The sequence below is a fragment of the Pseudomonas asplenii genome, assembly GCF_001293465.1.
In the GTDB taxonomy this organism is placed as follows: Bacteria; Pseudomonadota; Gammaproteobacteria; order Pseudomonadales; family Pseudomonadaceae; genus Aquipseudomonas; species Aquipseudomonas fuscovaginae_B.
Map to the genome: position 1 here is coordinate 104,143 of NZ_JSYZ01000017.1, position 15,472 is coordinate 119,614.

Consider the following 15,472-nt stretch of genomic DNA (forward strand, 5'->3'; position numbering starts at 1 on the left):
ATATTTACATCCACATCCACACTGTAGGAGCAGGGCTTGCCCGCGAATAGGCCGGCAAGCCCTACCCATAACCCTCTGTTACGACGCGATCAGTCGTCCAGCTTCGGAATCTTGCGCGGGGCCATGAAGTACATCCAGGTCAGCGCCAGGAAGTACATGGCCGGAATCAGCGTGAACAACACCGCATAGTTGTTGTTCGTGGTGGTCAGGATGTAGCCCACCAACTGGGTCATGAACATCCCGCCGAGCGCCGCACACATGCCGCCAAAGCCGAACACCGTGCTCATCATGTGCTTGGGCGTGTAGTCCATCACCAGGCTCCAGATGTTCGCGGTCCAGGCCTGGTGCGCGCCAATGGCCAGGGAAATCGCCCCCACCGCCACCCACAGGTGACTGGAACCGGCCGCCAGCACCACGCCGATGATGCAGCAGGCGAACAGCAGCATCGACAGCAGCCGGGCGCGGATCGGGTCCATCCCGCGACCGATCAGGAACGACGACAGGATGCCGCCGCCGACACTGCCGAAGTCGGCGGTCAGGTAGATGATGATCAGCGGGATACCCATCTGCGTCACGCTGATGCCCAGGTTGTATTGCTGGTTGAGGAACGGCGGCAGCCAGTACAGGTAGAACCAGAACACCGGTGCGGTCAGCGAGTAGGCGAGGGCGAAGGCCCAGGTGCCGCGCATGCGCAGGATCCGCGAGAACGGCACGCCGGGTTGTTCCGGCTCGGCTTCCTTCTGGATATACGCCAGTTCCGAGGCTTTCACCGACGGGTGGTCTTCGGGGTTGAAGTACTTCAGGCCCCAGAACAGCAGCCAGACGGCACCCAGCGCGGCCATGCACAGGAAGGCGGCCTGCCAGCCCCAGACCTGCAGGACGATCGGCAGCAGCATCGGGGTGAACATCGCCCCGACGTTGGTCCCGGCGTTGAAGATGCCGGTGGCCACCGCCCGCTCGCCGGCGGGGAACCACAGCCGGGTGGTCTTCACGCAGGCCGGGTAGTTGGCGGCCTCGGTCAGGCCGAGGATGAAGCGGCAGATCATGAAGCCCGCGGCCGAGGTCGCCAGGCCGTGGGCACCGGTGGCCAGGCTCCACAGCAGTACGGCGCAGAAGAACACCCGCTTCACGCCGAGCCGGTCGATCAGTCGGCCCTGCAGGACGAAGCCGACGGCATAGCCGACCTGGAACCAGAAGTTGATGTTGGCGTAGTCCATCGCCGTCCAGCTCATCTCCTTGGCGAGGATGGGCTGCATGACGCCCAGGGCGGCCCGGTCGATGTAGTTCAGGGTGGTGGCGAAGAACACCAGGGCCAGCATGCCCCAGCGGGTCGAGCCGACGGCCATGGCGCCGCGAAGTTTGGCGGCGATGCCGCCGCGGGTGCTGCCCTGGGTCACAGGGGAGCTTTGTGAGGATGAAAGCATGAGCGATTACCCGTTTTTTTTGGAATTGTCTGGCTGGGTTTGCGGAACGTTTGAAGCACTGCCTTGGCCCGGATGATGGTGCGCAGCGGGCAAAAGACCGTCAATTCGCTGCGGACCATTGTGGTCGATAATCGCACACAAAACTAACCAGTTCGTACACTTTGATTGAAGTGGTGGCGTGCTGCATCAATAATCCGGTCACTTCCCGAGGTTCGACAATCCTCGGTTTCGGTCCGTGTCCACAATAAGAAGCCCACTGCCGGGAGTCGATTCATGCAGCGTTCCATAGCCACCGTGTCCCTGAGCGGCACCCTGCCGGAAAAACTCGATGCCATTGCCGCCGCCGGCTTCGATGGCGTGGAAATCTTCGAAAACGATCTGCTGTACTACGACGGCAGCCCGCGGGAAATCCGCCAGCGGTGCGCGGACCTGGGCATCGCCATCACCCTCTTCCAGCCGTTCCGCGATTTCGAAGGATGCCGCCGCGACCGCCTGGCGCGCAACCTGGAGCGGGCCGAGCGCAAGTTCGACCTGATGCAGGAACTGGGTACCGACCTGGTGCTGGTCTGCAGCAACGCCTCGGCCGACAGCCTGGGCGAGCGGCAGATCCTGGTCGATGACCTGCACCTGCTCGCCGAGCGCGCCGGTGCCCGTGGCCTGCGCATCGGCTATGAGGCCCTGGCCTGGGGCCGGCACGTCAACACCTACCAGCAGGTCTGGGACATCGTCCGTCAGGCCGATCACCCCAGCCTGGGGGTACTGCTCGACAGCTTCCACACCCTGTCGCTCAAGGGCGACCCGAGCGCCATCGCGCAGATTCCCGGCGACAAGATCTTCTTCGTGCAGATGGCCGACGCGCCGATCCTGGCGATGGATGTGCTGGAGTGGAGCCGGCATTTCCGCTGCTTCCCGGGGCAGGGCGAATTCGATCTGCCGGGGTTCCTCGCGCCGATCATCCAGAGCGGTTACACCGGGCCGCTGTCCCTGGAAATCTTCAACGACGGTTTCCGCGCCGCGCCACCGCGGGCCAATGCCGCCGATGGCCTGCGCTCGTTGCTCTATCTGGAAGAGAAAACCCGCGAGCGGTTGGCCCGGGAGGCCCCGCCGGTGGCCCATCTCGACACGCTGTTCGCGCCGCCGCCGGTCAGTGAGAACGACGGTATCGAGTTCCTCGAGTTCGCCGTGGACGAAAGCCTCGGCGCCAAACTGACCCACTGGCTGGAGCGCCTGGGCTTCAGCAAGGCCGGGCAGCATCGCTCGAAAAGCGTCAGCCTGCTGCGCCAGGGCGATATCAACCTGATCCTCAACTCCGAACCCTATTCGTTTGCCCACAGCTTTTTCGAGGCCCATGGGCCGTCGTTGTGCGCCACGGCGATCCGGGTCAAGGACAGCGCCAGTGCCCTGGCCCGGGCGGTGGCCTACAAGGGCCAGCCCTATCGCGGCCTGGTCGGCCCCAACGAGCTGGAACTGGCCGCGGTGCGCGCGCCGGATGGCAGCCTGATCTACCTGGCCGACCAGGATACGGCCGGGCAGAAACTCTACGAAACCGACTTCCACCTGCTGCCCGTCGCACCGTCGCAGGCCGGCCTCAAGCGCATCGACCACATGGCCATGGCGCTGCCGGCCGACAGCCTCGACAGTTGGGTGCTGTTCTACAAGAGCCTGCTGGATTTCGAGGCCGACGACGAAGTGGTGCTGCCCGACCCCTACGGCCTGGTCAAGAGCCGGGCGCTGCGCAGCCGCTGCAGTTCGATCCGCCTGCCGCTGAACATCTCCGAAAACCGCAACACGGCGATTTCCCACGCGCTGTCGAGCTATCGCGGTTCCGGTGTGCACCATATCGCCTTCGATTGCGAGGACATCTTCGCCGAAGTCCGCCGGGCCAAGGAGGCCGGGGTACCGCTGCTGGATATCCCGCTCAACTACTACGACGACCTGGCGGCGCGTTTCGATTTCGACGACGAGTTCCTCAGCGAACTGGCCTACTACAACGTGCTGTATGACCGCGATGCCCAGGGCGGCGAGTTGTTCCACGTGTATACCGAGCCGTTCGAGGGGCGGTTCTTCTTCGAGATCCTGCAGCGCCGCAACGGTTATGCCGGCTACGGCGCGGCGAACGTCGCGGTGCGTCTGGCGGCGATGGCCAAATCCCGCAGCGGCGGGACCCGCCAGGCCCGGTTGTAGCGCTGGCTGAAGCAGGGAGGTGAATTGGCGGGTCTCCCTGCTTCCTTCTCGGTGGCACGCGGCCCATAATCGCCTCTATCCGCCGAGATGGCCGTGAGCCAGAGTGACCATGACTTCAGAACTATCCGCCACGGCTGACGCCTCCGTCGTCGTGCCGCGCAAGAGTCGCAAGAACAATCCCGAGAAGACCCGCGAGAACATCCTCCAGGAAGCCATCGTCGAGTTCGTCCAGCAGGGCCTGGCCGGTGCGCGCGTCGACGCGATCGCCGAGCGTACCCACACCTCGAAACGGATGATCTATTACTACTTCGGCAGCAAGGAACAGCTCTATGTCGAGGTACTGGAAAAACTCTACGGTGACATCCGCAGCACCGAAAGCCGCCTGAACCTGACAGAACTGGAGCCGCGCGAAGCGATCCGGCGGATGGTCGAGTTCACCTTCGATCACCACGACCGCAACGTCGATTTCGTCCGTATCGTCAGCATCGAGAACATCCACAAGGGCGAGTACGTCAAGCAGTCGGGGGCGATTCGTTCGCTGAACGTCACCATCCTCACGGCGCTGGGCGAGATCCTCGAGCGTGGCGCACAGTCGGGGGTGTTCCGCCGTGGCCTGGACCCGCTGGACGTGCATATCCTGGTCAGCTCGTTCTGTTTCTACCGCGTATCCAACCGCCATACCCTCGGCGCACTGTTTCCGATCGACCTGCCGAACGAAGAGGTCAAGGCGCGGCACCGGGAGATGATCTGCGAGGCGGTGTTGCGCTATCTGCAGGCCTGAGGGTCTTGCCGGGCAGGGCTGGCGCTTTCTGAGGGCTGTCTCACAGTTTGACGATTCGTCACTGCACCTTCCTGCCCGGGTTCTGGTTACACTGCTGGCCATCGGACATTTCATTCACAAGGATGAGAAATGCTTTTCGGCCCTCAGTTCAGGATTCTGTCCTCGGATTTTTGGCGATCCCACGCACGCGGCTCGTTCGGCTGGCTGGCAATGGCGGTCCTTGGCGCGATGGGCCTGGTCGGCTGCGCTTCGCCGCCGTCGCCTTCGGCGACCGTCGAGCCGGGCGTGCAGATGGGCGACAGCTACGCTCAGGTGCTGGCCGTGGTCAGTCGCAACAACACGGTGACCAAGACCATCGAAGGGCAGGCCCTGCGCGCCGAAGGCTACTCGCCGATGTTCCGGGACTGTCGCAGCAAGTACTTCATCTTTCAGGGCGACAAGGGCTTGCAGCAGGTTCGCCTGGAGCCTGCGCCGCACCTGTCGGTGAAACGCGACTGCCGCCAGCCCTGAGCGGCTGCTGAAGGAGCCATCCTGCCGTGGCCTGCGCCGTTGATTCGAATTTGAGTGTGCGAATCAGCCGCACAGGTCATGAGCGCATCCGTGCAGCGCTGGTCGCCTCCTGCGCCTTCTGCAACTCTACCCCGCTCAGCCACTGCCCGTAGTGGTCCTTGAGTTCCGTTTCCCAACTGATCACTTCGTTCAGGGGCTGTTCGGCCTGTTCGCGGGACAGGGCAAAGTGTTCGTGATGGCTGAGAGGTTGTTGCGGCTTATCCGGGGGCCTTCTCGGCCCACGGCCATCGCCAGTGCCTGGGCTGGGCTCTCGTCGAGGATGGGCAGTACGTCGTACATCGGAGAAAGGCGCCACTGGCCCCCGTCCAGATAATCGCGTGATTGCGCGGATGATCATCGCTGTTGCCGGCCAGGGCGTTATAGCACATGCGTTTGAACAGCTCCTGCAGGTCCTGGCCGTACACTCGATGGAGCAGGCGTTACCCCCAGCCGTCCGGCATGGCGTCGTTGATGAAGCCCGGAATACCGCGATTCTTGGTGATGCCGGAATAGGCTTCGGCGCGCAGTGGATAGTGGATCGGGTCGGGGCCCCAGCCGTTACTGGCCACGTAGTCGGGGGCATACAGGAACTCGCCGACCTTGCCCTGCAGGGTCAGCCGGCCGAGGGTGATGGTTTCGCCTGTCTGCGGATGCTCCATGTAGATGTAGGCGCGAGACATCAGAAGTCCTCCATCCTGGGTTTGCGCAGGCGAACTCGTTTTGAAGAGAGGCTCGCGCGAGCGTCCTCTTCATGGGGCAGGTGCTTGGTGATGTGCGAGGACTGCTCGATGCCCTCCAGTGCGCCGAAAATCATCTCGTCGATGCCCAGCCGCCAGAGCACCAGCATGAAGGAGCGCAGCTCCACCCGTTCCGAACCATTTTCGATCTTGCGCAGGGTGTGTTCGGAGATGCCGAGGCTGGACCTGAAGTCTGACTGGCGCAGGCCCAGGTCGAGGCGCCTGGCCTTTATCAGAAGCCCGATTTTACTGAGGGTGTCGCTGCAACCGACAGGAAAGAACGCCTTCATAATACTCGCCATAGTGAGCCTTATATTGGATAAAGCTCACTATAGCATGTCTTATTTCCCAATGACTCCATAGTAAGGCGCGTTTTAATGCGCTTTAAGCAACTTAAGGCTCACTGAAACGAGCCTTATAAGCTCTGGAAATGCTCCAGCATCCGCTGCGAATCCGCTGTCACGCCGCTGAACAGTTCGAACGCCTTGACCGCCTGGAACACCGCCATGGTCCCGCCATCCAGGGTGCGGCAGCCCAGGGCCCGGGCATTGCGCAGCAGTTCGGTTTCCAGGGGGAAGTAGACGATTTCCGCGACCCACAGTTCGGCTCGCAGCAGTTCCCGGGGCACCGGCATGCCGGGCAGCTTGGCCATGCCCATCGGTGTGGTGTTGACCAGGCCGTCGGCGGTTGCCATGGCCGTCGGCAGGTCGCTGCCGGCCCGCGCCCGGCCGGCACCGAAGTGCTGGTTGAGGTTGTCCGCCAGGCTGCGGGCCCGTTCGGCGTCCACGTCGAAGATCGTCAACTGTTTCACGCCTTCGTCGAGCAGGGCGTGGGCAACCGCCGCGCCGGCCCCCCCGGCTCCCATCTGGACCACGCGGTCTACGGCGACGCCTTGCAGTCCCCGACGAAAACCTTCGGCGAAACCCAGGCAGTCGGTGTTGTGGCCGACCCGCTTGCCGTCCTTGAACACCACCGTGTTCACCGCGCCGATACCCCGGGCCTCGGGGGACAGTTCGTCGAGCAGCGGGATGATCGCCTGCTTGCAGGGGAAGGTGATGTTCAGGCCGGTGAAGGCCATGCGCTCGGCGGCCTGCAGCAGCTCGGGCAGGGCGTTGACGTCCAGTTGCAGCAGGTCCAGGTCGATCAGCCGGTACAGGTAGCGGATGCCCTGGGCATCGCCCTCGCGCTCGTGCATGGCGGGGGTACGCGAGGCTTGGATGCCCGCGCCGATCAGGCCCGCCAGTACGCCCTTGTGGGTGGTCGGGCTCATGGCTGCGCCCCCTTGAGCGTCTGGCTGAAATAGTCGAGCGCCAGGCGGTAGCCCTGGCTGCCGAAGCCGCACATCACCGCCTTGGCGATGGAGGAGACGAAGGAATGATGACGGAACGGTTCGCGGGCGTGGACGTTGGACAGGTGCACTTCGATCACCGGCAGCTCACTGGCCACCAGCGCATCGCGGATCGCCACCGAGGTGTGGGTCCAGGCGGCCGGGTTGATGATGATGCCGGCGCAGCGGCCGCGGGCCCCGTGGATCCAGTCGAGCAGCTCGCCCTCGTGATTGGTCTGGCGGAATTCCACGGTCAGGCCCAGTTCGGCTGCCGTGCGTCCGCACAGGGCGGAAAGGTCCGCCAGGGTTTCATGGCCGTAGGTCGCCGGCTCGCGGGTTCCCAGCAGGTTCAGGTTGGGGCCGTTGAGCACCAGCACGATAGGGGGCATGGGCAAGTCTCCAATTGTTGTTTTTGGCTTGGACCGCAAGATGATCGGGTCTGAGGAAGTAAAATGTACTAACTGGTTAATTCAGTCAAATGAACAACATAAACCGTGGATGGCCGTCACTTTTTTCTGTTCGATCAGCGGACAGTATTGGGGGCACAGCGGCTGCGGGCTTTTAACCTTTGCAACGACGCACTTGACGCCTTTTCATCCAGGGAGAATACTCGGCAAAAATTCATATAGATGACTGGATAACTACAAAAATGAATTCACTCTCCAGCGACGAACGTCTCCCGCTCTATCAGCGCCTGCGCGACGAACTGGCCCGACAGATCGCCAACAACCGCTGGCGCCCGGGCGAGGCGATCCCCACCGAGGCTGTGCTGGCCGGTGAATACCAACTGTCCATCGGCACCGTGCGCAAGGCCGTCGACAAGCTGGTGGAAGAGGGCGTGCTCGAACGCCACCAGGGGCGTGGCACTTTCATCCGTCGGCCGCAGTTCCAGTCTTCGCTGTTCCGCTTCTTCCGCTTCCAGAACCTGGCCGGCGAACGCCAACTGCCGCAAAGCCGGATTCTCACCATCGATTCGCTGCCCGCGCCTTCGGCCGTCAGCCAGGCCCTGGGGCTGCCACCCGAGGCCGAGGTGATTCGCCTGGTCCGCCTGCGTCTGCTCGAAGGCACACCGGTGCTGGCCGAGGAAATCTGGTTGCCCAAGGCGCCCTTCCAGGCACTGCTGACGGTCGACCTCGACCAGCAGGGTCCGCTGCTCTATCCGATCTACGAAGCGCTTTGCGGCCAGGTCGTCGCCTGCGCCGAAGAGAGCCTGACCGCCGAAGCCGTCGGCGAGGTGCATGCCCGGCTGTTGCAGATCGAGCCTGACAGCCCGGTGGTGGTGATCGAGCGACTGGCGCGCGACTACGCCGGCCAGCCGCTGGAATGGCGCCGTTCCCGTGGCCATGCCAGCCACTTCCGCTACAGCGTCGAGATTCGCTGAGCCCTGCCTGGGCTCCCTGTTGGTCTACAAGGATAAGAAAATCATGTTCAGTTGGTACCGCGATATCACTTCGAGGGAGCGCAAGACGTTCTGGGCCTGCTTTGGCGGTTGGTCCCTGGATGCACTGGAAGTGCAAATGTTCGGCCTGGCGATTCCCGCGCTGATCGCCGCCTTCGCCCTGAGCAAGGGCGAGGCCGGGATGATCAGCGGCGTGACGCTGGTCACCTCGGCCATCGGCGGCTGGCTGGGGGGCACCCTGTCCGACCGGTATGGCCGGGTGCGGACCCTGCAGTGGATGATCCTCTGGTTCTCGCTGTTCACCTTCCTCTCGGCCTTCGTCACCGGCTTCAACCAGTTGCTGATCGTCAAGGCGCTGCAGGGCTTCGGTATCGGTGGCGAGTGGGCGGCGGGCGCGGTGCTGATGGCCGAGACCATCCAGTCGCGTTATCGCGGCAAGGTGATGGGTGCGGTGCAGAGTGCCTGGGCGGTTGGCTGGGGCGCGGCGGTCGGGGTGTTCACCCTGGTCTACACCTTCGTGCCGGAGGCCATGGCCTGGCGGGTGATGTTCCTGGTCGGCCTGTTGCCGGCGCTGCTGGTGATCTATGTGCGTCGCAGTGTGGTCGAGCCCGACGCCAGCCAGCGTCAGGCCAAGGTGCAGGGGCGCAGTCTGCTGGCGTCGATGGCGGCGATCTTTCGCCCCGAACTGCTGCGGGTCACGCTGCTGGGCGGTATTCTCGGCCTGGGTGCCCACGGTGGTTATCACGCCGTGATGACCTGGCTGCCGACCTTTCTCAAGACCGAGCGCAATCTTTCGGTACTGAGTTCCGGTGGCTACCTGGCGGTGATCATCGTCGCGTTCTGGCTCGGCTGCGTGGTCAGCGGGATGCTGCTGGATCGTATTGGCCGGCGCAAGAACATCATCCTCTTCGCCTTCTGCTGCGTGATCACCGTGCAGTGCTACCTGTTCCTGCCGTTGAGCAACGCGCAGATGCTGTTCCTCGGTTTCCCCCTGGGTTTCTTCGCCGCGGGTATTCCGGCCAGCCTGGGCTCGTTCTTCAATGAGCTGTATCCGGCGGATGTACGCGGGGCCGGTGTCGGCTTCTGCTACAACTTCGGCCGGGTGCTGTCGGCGGTGTTTCCGTTCATGGTCGGGCACATGAGCGAGTCGATGTCGCTCGGCTCGGCCATCGGCATCGATGCCGGCATCGCCTATGGCGTGGCGGTGCTGGCGGCGCTGCTGCTGCCGGAAACCCGTGGGCGCAATCTGCAGGACGTCACGCCGCAGGCGGAGTCCGGCAAGGGGGCGGGCCAGTTGTCCCATTGATTTCACCTTCTTCCCGCCCCGACCGGCCTCTTTAGGAGCCGGCTTGCTGGCGATAGCGACCTGTCAGACAACGGTGATGTTGCCGGATGGATCGTAATCGCCAGCAAGCCGGCTCCCACAGGGTGGAGGCGGGGTTCTTGAGTTCACAGATGAGTTCCATGTCCGAGATTTGCCCATTGCCCATCAGCGGCATCGATGCCCACGCCCATGTCTTCGAACGTGGACTGGGCCTGGCGACCGTGCGCCGCTACGCGCCGGATTATGACGCCAGCCTGGCCGACTACCTGGCGCGGCTGGAGGAAAACAGCCTGAGCCACGGCGTATTGGTGCAGCCGAGTTTCCTCGGGACCGATAACAGTTATCTGTTGGCCGCCTTGCAACAGGCCCCTGAACGGTTGCGCGGGGTGGTGGTGGTCGAGCGCGATATCGCCTTCGACGAGTTGCAGCGCATGGCTGCCCTTGGCGTCGCGGGTGTCCGTCTGAACCTGATGGGGCAGTCGCTACCGGATTTCACCGAGGCCGGCTGGCAGGCGTTTTTCCGGCACCTGCGGCAGTTGGACTGGCATGTCGAGTTGCATCGCCATCTTGAGGATATGCCGGGTCTGGTCCAGCCGTTGCTGGAGATGGGCTGCAAGGTGGTGGTCGACCACTTTGGCCGTCCCGATGCGCGCCTCGGTGTCGAACAGCCAGCCTTCGCCCGGTTGCTTGAGCTGGGCGAGAGCGGGCGCCTGTGGATCAAGGTATCGGGCATCTACCGGCTGGGCGGGACGGCGGCGCAGAACCTGCATTTCGCGGAAAAGGCCCTGTCGCTGATGCTACAGAGCCTGGGGCCGGACCGCCTGCTGTGGGGCAGCGACTGGCCGCATACCCAGCACGAACAGGCGGTGAGCTTCGCCAGCGAGTTCGATCGCCTGCGCCGCCTGGCCTGTGCGCCGCCGTTGCGCCAGCATCTGCTGTGCGATACGGCGGCGCAGTTGTTCGGTTTCGTTCGGGCCTAATGCGGACAGTATGCGCAGCGGCGTCGGTTGCTTTCGCGGGCAAGCCCGGCTCCTACAGTCCCTCGTCGTACATGTTCCTTGTCTAAGACACAGGCCTGTAGGAGCCGGGCTTGCCCGCGAAAGCGCCCTGTCAGATGAAACCCAGGCCGGCTGACACCCCGTCAGCCGGCCCTCACCGGCTTCAGCGGCGGGGCAGCAGGACCCCGGATTCCATGTGGTGGGTCCAGGGAAACTGGTCGAACAATGCACAACGCTCGATGCGATGGGTGTCGTGCAACTGCGCGATGTTCGCCGCCAGGGTCTGCGGATTGCAGGAGATGTACAGGATGTTGTCGAAACGCCGGGTCAGCTCGCAGGTGTCCGGGTCCATGCCGGCACGGGGCGGATCGACGAACACGCTGCCGAACGTGTAGCTCTTCAGATCGACACCCGCCAGGCGGCGGAACGGCCGCACCTCGTTCAGCGCCTCGGTCAGTTCCTCGGCCGACAGGCGCACCAGGGTGACGTTGCCCACGGCATTCTCGTCGAGGTTGCTCAGCGCGGCGTTGACCGAGGTCTTGCTGATCTCGGTGGCCAGCACCTTGCGTACCCGGGTCGCCAGCGGCAGGGTGAAGTTGCCGTTGCCGCAGTACAGTTCCAGCAGATCGTCCGAGCGCTCGCCGAGGGCGTCATAGGCCCAGTTGAGCATCTTCTGGTTCACCGTGCCATTGGGCTGGGTGAACGCCCCCTCCGGTTGCCGGTAACTGAAGCGGCGCCCGGCGATCTCGAACTTCTCCACCACGTAGTCGTGGCCGATCACCACGCGCTTGCCCTTGGAGCGGCCGATGATGCTGACGCCGAGATCGGCCGCCAATTGTTCGGCGGCGCTCTGCCAGTGTTCGTCCAGCGGGCGGTGGTAGCACAGGGTGATCATCGCGTCGCCGGCCAGGGTGGTCAGGAATTCCACCTGGAACAGCTTGTGGCTCAGCGCGGCGCTGGCCTGCCAGGCCGCCTTGAGCCGGGGCATCAGTTCGTTGATGCGCAGGCTGGCGATCGGGAATTCTTCGATCAGGATCGGCGTGCGCTTGTCGTCCTGGGCGAACATCGCGTAATGACGCTCGCCGGCTTCGCGCCACAGGCGGAACTCGGCGCGCAGGCGGAAGTGTTGCAGCGGCGAGTCGAAGACTTGCGGCTCGGGGGCATCGAACGGCGCCAGCAGGTCGCGCAGGCGCGCGACCTTGTCGTTGAGCTGGGCGGTGTAGGTCGAGGAATCGAAAGTCATGCGTTGAACCAACCCAACTTGATCACGAACAGAATCGACAGGATCACCAGGGCCGGGTTCAGCTCGCGGCCACGGCCGGACAGCAGCTTGACCGCGGTCCAGGCGATGAAGCCGAAGGCGATGCCGTTGGCGATCGAATAGGTGAAGGGCATGGCCAGGGCGGTGACCACCACGGGCGCGGCCTCGGTGATGTCTTCCCAGTTGATTTCCGCCAGGCCCGAGGTCATCAGTACCGCGACGAACAGCAGTGCCGGCGCGGTGGCGAAGGCCGGCACGCTACCGGCCAGCGGCGAGAAGAACAGCGCCAGCAGGAACAGGATGGCGACCACGATGGCGGTCAGGCCGGTGCGGCCGCCGGCGCTGACACCCGCGGCCGACTCGATGTAGCTGGTGGTGGTCGAGGTGCCCAGCAGCGAGCCGGCCATGGCGGCGGTGCTGTCGGCGATCAGCGCACGGCCCATTTTCGGCATGTGGCCATCCTTGCCCATCAGTCCGGCGCGCTTGGCGACGCCGATCAGGGTTCCGGAGTTGTCGAACAGGTCGACGAACAGGAAGGCGAAGATCACGCTGACCAGGCCGATGTCCAGGGCGCCCTTGATGTCCAGTTGCATGAAGGTCGGCGCCAGCGACGGCGGCGCCGAGGTGATGCCGGCGAACGGGCTGAAGCCCATCAGGATCGACACGGCGGTGACCCCGAGGATGCCGATCAATACGGCGCCACGGACTTTCAGTGCGTCCAGCGCGACGATCACGGCAAAGCCGAGCGTGGCGAGGATCGGTGCCGGCTGCTTGAGGTCGCCGAGGCCGACCATGGTCGCCGGGTTGCCGACCACGATGCCGGCGTTGTGCAGGGCGATCAGCGCCAGGAACAGGCCGATACCGGCGGCGATCGCCGAGCGCAGTGGCAGCGGGATGCTGTTGATGATCCATTCGCGGATGCGGAAGATCGACAGCAGGAAGAAGCACACCGCCGAGATGAACACCGCGCCCAGCGCCACTTGCCAGGTGTGGCCCATGTGCAGGACCACGGTGTAGGTGAAGAAGGCGTTCAGGCCCATGCCCGGCGCCAGGGCGATCGGGTAGTTGGCGATCAGGCCCATCACGGTCGAGCCGATGGCGGCGGCCAGGCAGGTCGCGACGAACACCGCGCCCTTGTCCATGCCGGTTTCGCCGAGAATGCTCGGGTTGACGAACAGGATGTAGGCCATGGCCAGGAAGGTCGTGACGCCCGCGAGAATCTCGGTGCGCACATTGGTATTGTGTGCCTTGAGTTGAAACAGCCTTTCCAGCATCTCTGCTCCCCAATGGCGCTTTCGGCGCCTCGAATGAATCGGTCCCAACAGCAAAGCACAGACGCTGATGGCCTGATGAAACTTGGCTGTGGGAAAAACCGCGCATCATACCAGCCGGACGGTGCAATAGGGACGGCTGTTTGGCCGCCCATTTCGCCGCGACTGTGCACGAACTACTCCGAAAACCGCGCGCTGAGGCATACTCTCGGCACGGAAAGAGGGAGGAAGTATGAAATCAGTCAGCAATTGCCGTGCCATGGGCCGGCTGCTCTGCGCCGGCCTACTCTCGCTGGCGGCCATCGGGCCGTTGCAGGCGGCGCCGGCGGCGGCCTTGAAAGGCGTGGCTATCTACACAGTGGCGTCGCAGGGAATCATCGAGGATGTTTCTGACGGACGCCGGCGCACGCAGAATGCCCATCGTGGGCCGAACATCACGGTGACGGTGGTGGAACTCGGCTATGGCCGGGCGCCCGGGGCCACGTTCAATGGCACCCCGATCAACTACAGCCAGCGCAACTCCCTGTGCGAGTTCAACAAACCGTTCGTGCCGTGCAGTGGTGGCGCGGTGGTCGGCTACAGCTACATCTACGACCTGGGGGACCTGCAGCAGGGCACCTTCAGCTTCAGCGACCGTTCGCTGACGATGCCGGTGCAGACGATGACGGCGACCATCGACATCAACTGATCGCCGTCTCCCGCCGCCTGGGCTTCAGGCGGTTTCGGCCTGGCGCTCGTGCATGCAGTCGCGGTTGGCCAGGGTCGGGAACAGTTTCATCCAGGTGCCGGTCACCAGCAGGGTACCGACCCCGCCCAGCACCACGGCGGGTACGGTGCCGAACCAGTGGGCGGTCAGCCCCGACTCGAATTCGCCCAACTGATTGGAGGCGCCGATGAACAGGCCGTTCACGGCGCTGACCCGGCCGCGCATCTCGTCCGGGGTTTCCAGTTGCACGAACGAGGCGCGGATCACCATGCTGATCATGTCCGCGGCGCCCAGCACCACCAGCACGGCCAGGGAGAACCAGAACGAGGTCGACAGGCCGAAGGCGATGGTGGCGACGCCGAACACGCCGACGGCGGTGAACATTACCCGGCCGACCTTGCGCTCCACCGGGAAGCGCGCCAGCCACAGCGACATCAGCAGCGCACCGACCGCCGGTGCCGAGCGCAGCAGGCCCAGGCCCCACGCGCCGGTCAGCAGGATGTCCTTGGCGAACACCGGCAACAGTGCGGTCGCGCCGCCCAGCAGCACCGCGAACAGATCCAGGGAGATGGCGCCGAGAATGTCCGGACGGCTGCGGATGAAGCGGATGCCCGCCAGCAGCGAGTCGAGGGTGGCCTTGGCCTTGTTCAGCGGCGTCTGGCGCGCCGGGAGGTTGAGCATCAGCAGGCAGGAGACCCCATACAACGCCACCGTCGGCCCATAGACCCAGACACTGCCGAACGCATACAGCAGGCCGCCGATGGCCGGCGCGACGATGGTCGCCAGTTGCTGCGCCGACTGGGCGGCCGCCACGGCGCGAGGGAACAGGGTAGCCGGCACGATGGACGGCAGCAGCGCCTGGGTGGTGGGCATTTCGAAGGAGCGGGCACCGCCGAGCAGGAACGCGAGGATGAAGATCATCTCGCGGCTGACCTGGTGGGTCAGGCTGCCGATCACCAGGCTCAGGGCGATCAGTGCCTGTACCGTCTGGCACAGGGCGGCGACCTTGCGCCGGTCGTAGCGGTCCGCGACATGTCCGGTGTGGAGCATGAACAGCACCCGTGGCGCGAACTCCACCAGCCCGACCAGCCCCAGGTCGAGCACGTTGCCGGTCAGTTGATAAAGGTTCCAGCCGATGGCCACGGTGAGCATCTGGAAACCGCTGGCGGTGAAGATGCGGGCCAGCCAGAACGCGAGGAAGGGGCGGTGATGACGCAGCAGCAAGGGTGTCTCGGTGGGCATCGGGAGGGCTCGCCTGAGCGGGATGAAAGGTGAAGATTATCATTGCGATGTAACAAAAGGTTACTGAGCTATTCATCTATTGTCTGTCCGGCCTTTTCCTGCGGCGAATTTTTGCGGATCAGTTGTCCTCTGCTCCTGAGACAACCTGTCGCGCGGCAACCGGCCACTCCACCCGTTCGTCGTAATGGGACTACTCTTTCAACGTTGGTTGATCCAGATCAATTGCCTTTTGGGCGGTGATCAGGGTCCGACTCCCTGCGTTGCGATGG

Annotated in this window: 16 protein-coding genes; 7 read left to right on the plus strand and 9 right to left on the minus strand. The window is 64.1% G+C overall.

The features are described 5' to 3' along the window. Positions 1–89: 89 nt before the first annotated feature. Positions 90–1,424, minus strand: a complete 1,335-nt coding sequence (locus tag PF66_RS21235; protein ID WP_054059090.1) for an MFS transporter — start codon at positions 1,422–1,424, stop codon at positions 90–92. Between the two features lie 273 nt (positions 1,425–1,697). Here PF66_RS21235 and quiC point away from each other — a divergent pair, with 273 nt between their 5' ends. The 3 genes from quiC (at position 1,698) to PF66_RS21250 (ending at position 4,899) form a co-directional block, all read left to right on the plus strand. Further along, positions 1,698–3,608, plus strand: a complete 1,911-nt coding sequence (gene quiC, locus PF66_RS21240) for a 3-dehydroshikimate dehydratase QuiC (protein ID WP_054063754.1) — start codon at positions 1,698–1,700, stop codon at positions 3,606–3,608. 103 nt (positions 3,609–3,711) lie between these two features. Continuing rightward, positions 3,712–4,389 (plus strand): TetR/AcrR family transcriptional regulator, encoded by a 678-nt coding sequence (locus tag PF66_RS21245; RefSeq protein ID WP_054059088.1) that lies wholly within the window; start codon positions 3,712–3,714, stop codon positions 4,387–4,389. A gap of 210 nt (positions 4,390–4,599) precedes the next feature. Next, positions 4,600–4,899 carry a hypothetical protein gene (locus PF66_RS21250; protein ID WP_054059098.1) on the plus strand — a complete coding sequence of 100 codons (300 nt, stop codon included), beginning with the start codon at positions 4,600–4,602 and terminating at the stop codon, positions 4,897–4,899. Positions 4,900–5,156: 257 nt separating this feature from the next. On the opposite strand, the gene PF66_RS34010 is transcribed toward PF66_RS21250, so the two are convergent. The 5 genes from PF66_RS34010 to aroQ all read right to left on the minus strand — a co-directional run bounded on the left by PF66_RS34010 (position 5,157) and on the right by aroQ (position 7,391). Beyond that, positions 5,157–5,327: a hypothetical protein gene (locus PF66_RS34010; protein ID WP_425357911.1), complete on the minus strand. Its 171-nt coding sequence runs from the start codon at positions 5,325–5,327 to the stop codon at positions 5,157–5,159. A gap of 51 nt (positions 5,328–5,378) precedes the next feature. Next, positions 5,379–5,618, minus strand: coding sequence for a HipA N-terminal domain-containing protein (locus PF66_RS33500; RefSeq protein WP_054063755.1), 240 nt, complete (start codon positions 5,616–5,618; stop codon positions 5,379–5,381). After that, on the minus strand, positions 5,618–5,965 hold the full coding sequence (locus tag PF66_RS21260) for a transcriptional regulator (RefSeq protein ID WP_054059085.1): 348 nt from the start codon (positions 5,963–5,965) through the stop codon (positions 5,618–5,620). Before PF66_RS21260 ends, PF66_RS33500 begins: the two co-directional genes overlap by 1 nt. Positions 5,966–6,090: 125 nt before the next feature. Beyond that, the gene (locus PF66_RS21265) at positions 6,091–6,945 is read right to left on the minus strand and encodes a shikimate dehydrogenase (RefSeq protein ID WP_054063756.1); all 855 of its coding nucleotides are present in this window, start codon (positions 6,943–6,945) and stop codon (positions 6,091–6,093) included. Beyond that, a complete protein-coding gene (gene aroQ / locus PF66_RS21270) occupies positions 6,942–7,391 on the minus strand; it encodes a type II 3-dehydroquinate dehydratase (protein WP_054063757.1) in 450 nt (149 codons plus the stop codon). The genes PF66_RS21265 and aroQ overlap by 4 nt, the downstream gene beginning before the upstream one ends. Positions 7,392–7,651: 260 nt before the next feature. On the opposite strand from aroQ, the gene PF66_RS21275 reads away from it, so the two are divergent. The 3 genes from PF66_RS21275 to PF66_RS21285 all read left to right on the plus strand — a co-directional run bounded on the left by PF66_RS21275 (position 7,652) and on the right by PF66_RS21285 (position 10,705). Beyond that, entirely contained in the window at positions 7,652–8,383 is a 732-nt protein-coding gene (locus tag PF66_RS21275; RefSeq protein ID WP_054063758.1) for a GntR family transcriptional regulator, read from the plus strand. A 43-nt stretch (positions 8,384–8,426) separates the two neighbouring features. Continuing rightward, positions 8,427–9,707, plus strand: coding sequence for an MFS transporter (locus tag PF66_RS21280; protein WP_054059081.1), 1,281 nt, complete (start codon positions 8,427–8,429; stop codon positions 9,705–9,707). Between the two features lie 158 nt (positions 9,708–9,865). Further along, entirely contained in the window at positions 9,866–10,705 is an 840-nt protein-coding gene (locus PF66_RS21285; RefSeq protein ID WP_054063790.1) for an amidohydrolase family protein, read from the plus strand. Between the two features lie 181 nt (positions 10,706–10,886). Here the strand turns inward: PF66_RS21285 and trmA are convergent, their stop codons facing one another. Then, complete coding sequence (trmA, locus tag PF66_RS21290; RefSeq protein WP_054063759.1) at positions 10,887–11,966, minus strand: tRNA (uridine(54)-C5)-methyltransferase TrmA; 1,080 nt, start codon at positions 11,964–11,966, stop codon at positions 10,887–10,889. Beyond that, entirely contained in the window at positions 11,963–13,258 is a 1,296-nt protein-coding gene (locus PF66_RS21295) for an NCS2 family permease (protein WP_054063760.1), read from the minus strand. Before PF66_RS21295 ends, trmA begins: the two co-directional genes overlap by 4 nt. Positions 13,259–13,487: 229 nt before the next feature. Between PF66_RS21295 and PF66_RS21300 the strand changes: the two genes are divergently transcribed. Next, positions 13,488–13,943 carry a DUF4879 domain-containing protein gene (locus PF66_RS21300; protein WP_239688001.1) on the plus strand — a complete coding sequence of 152 codons (456 nt, stop codon included), beginning with the start codon at positions 13,488–13,490 and terminating at the stop codon, positions 13,941–13,943. 24 nt (positions 13,944–13,967) lie between these two features. Here the strand turns inward: PF66_RS21300 and PF66_RS21305 are convergent, their stop codons facing one another. Further along, positions 13,968–15,203, minus strand: a complete 1,236-nt coding sequence (locus tag PF66_RS21305; protein ID WP_054063761.1) for an MFS transporter — start codon at positions 15,201–15,203, stop codon at positions 13,968–13,970. Positions 15,204–15,472 lie beyond the last annotated feature (269 nt).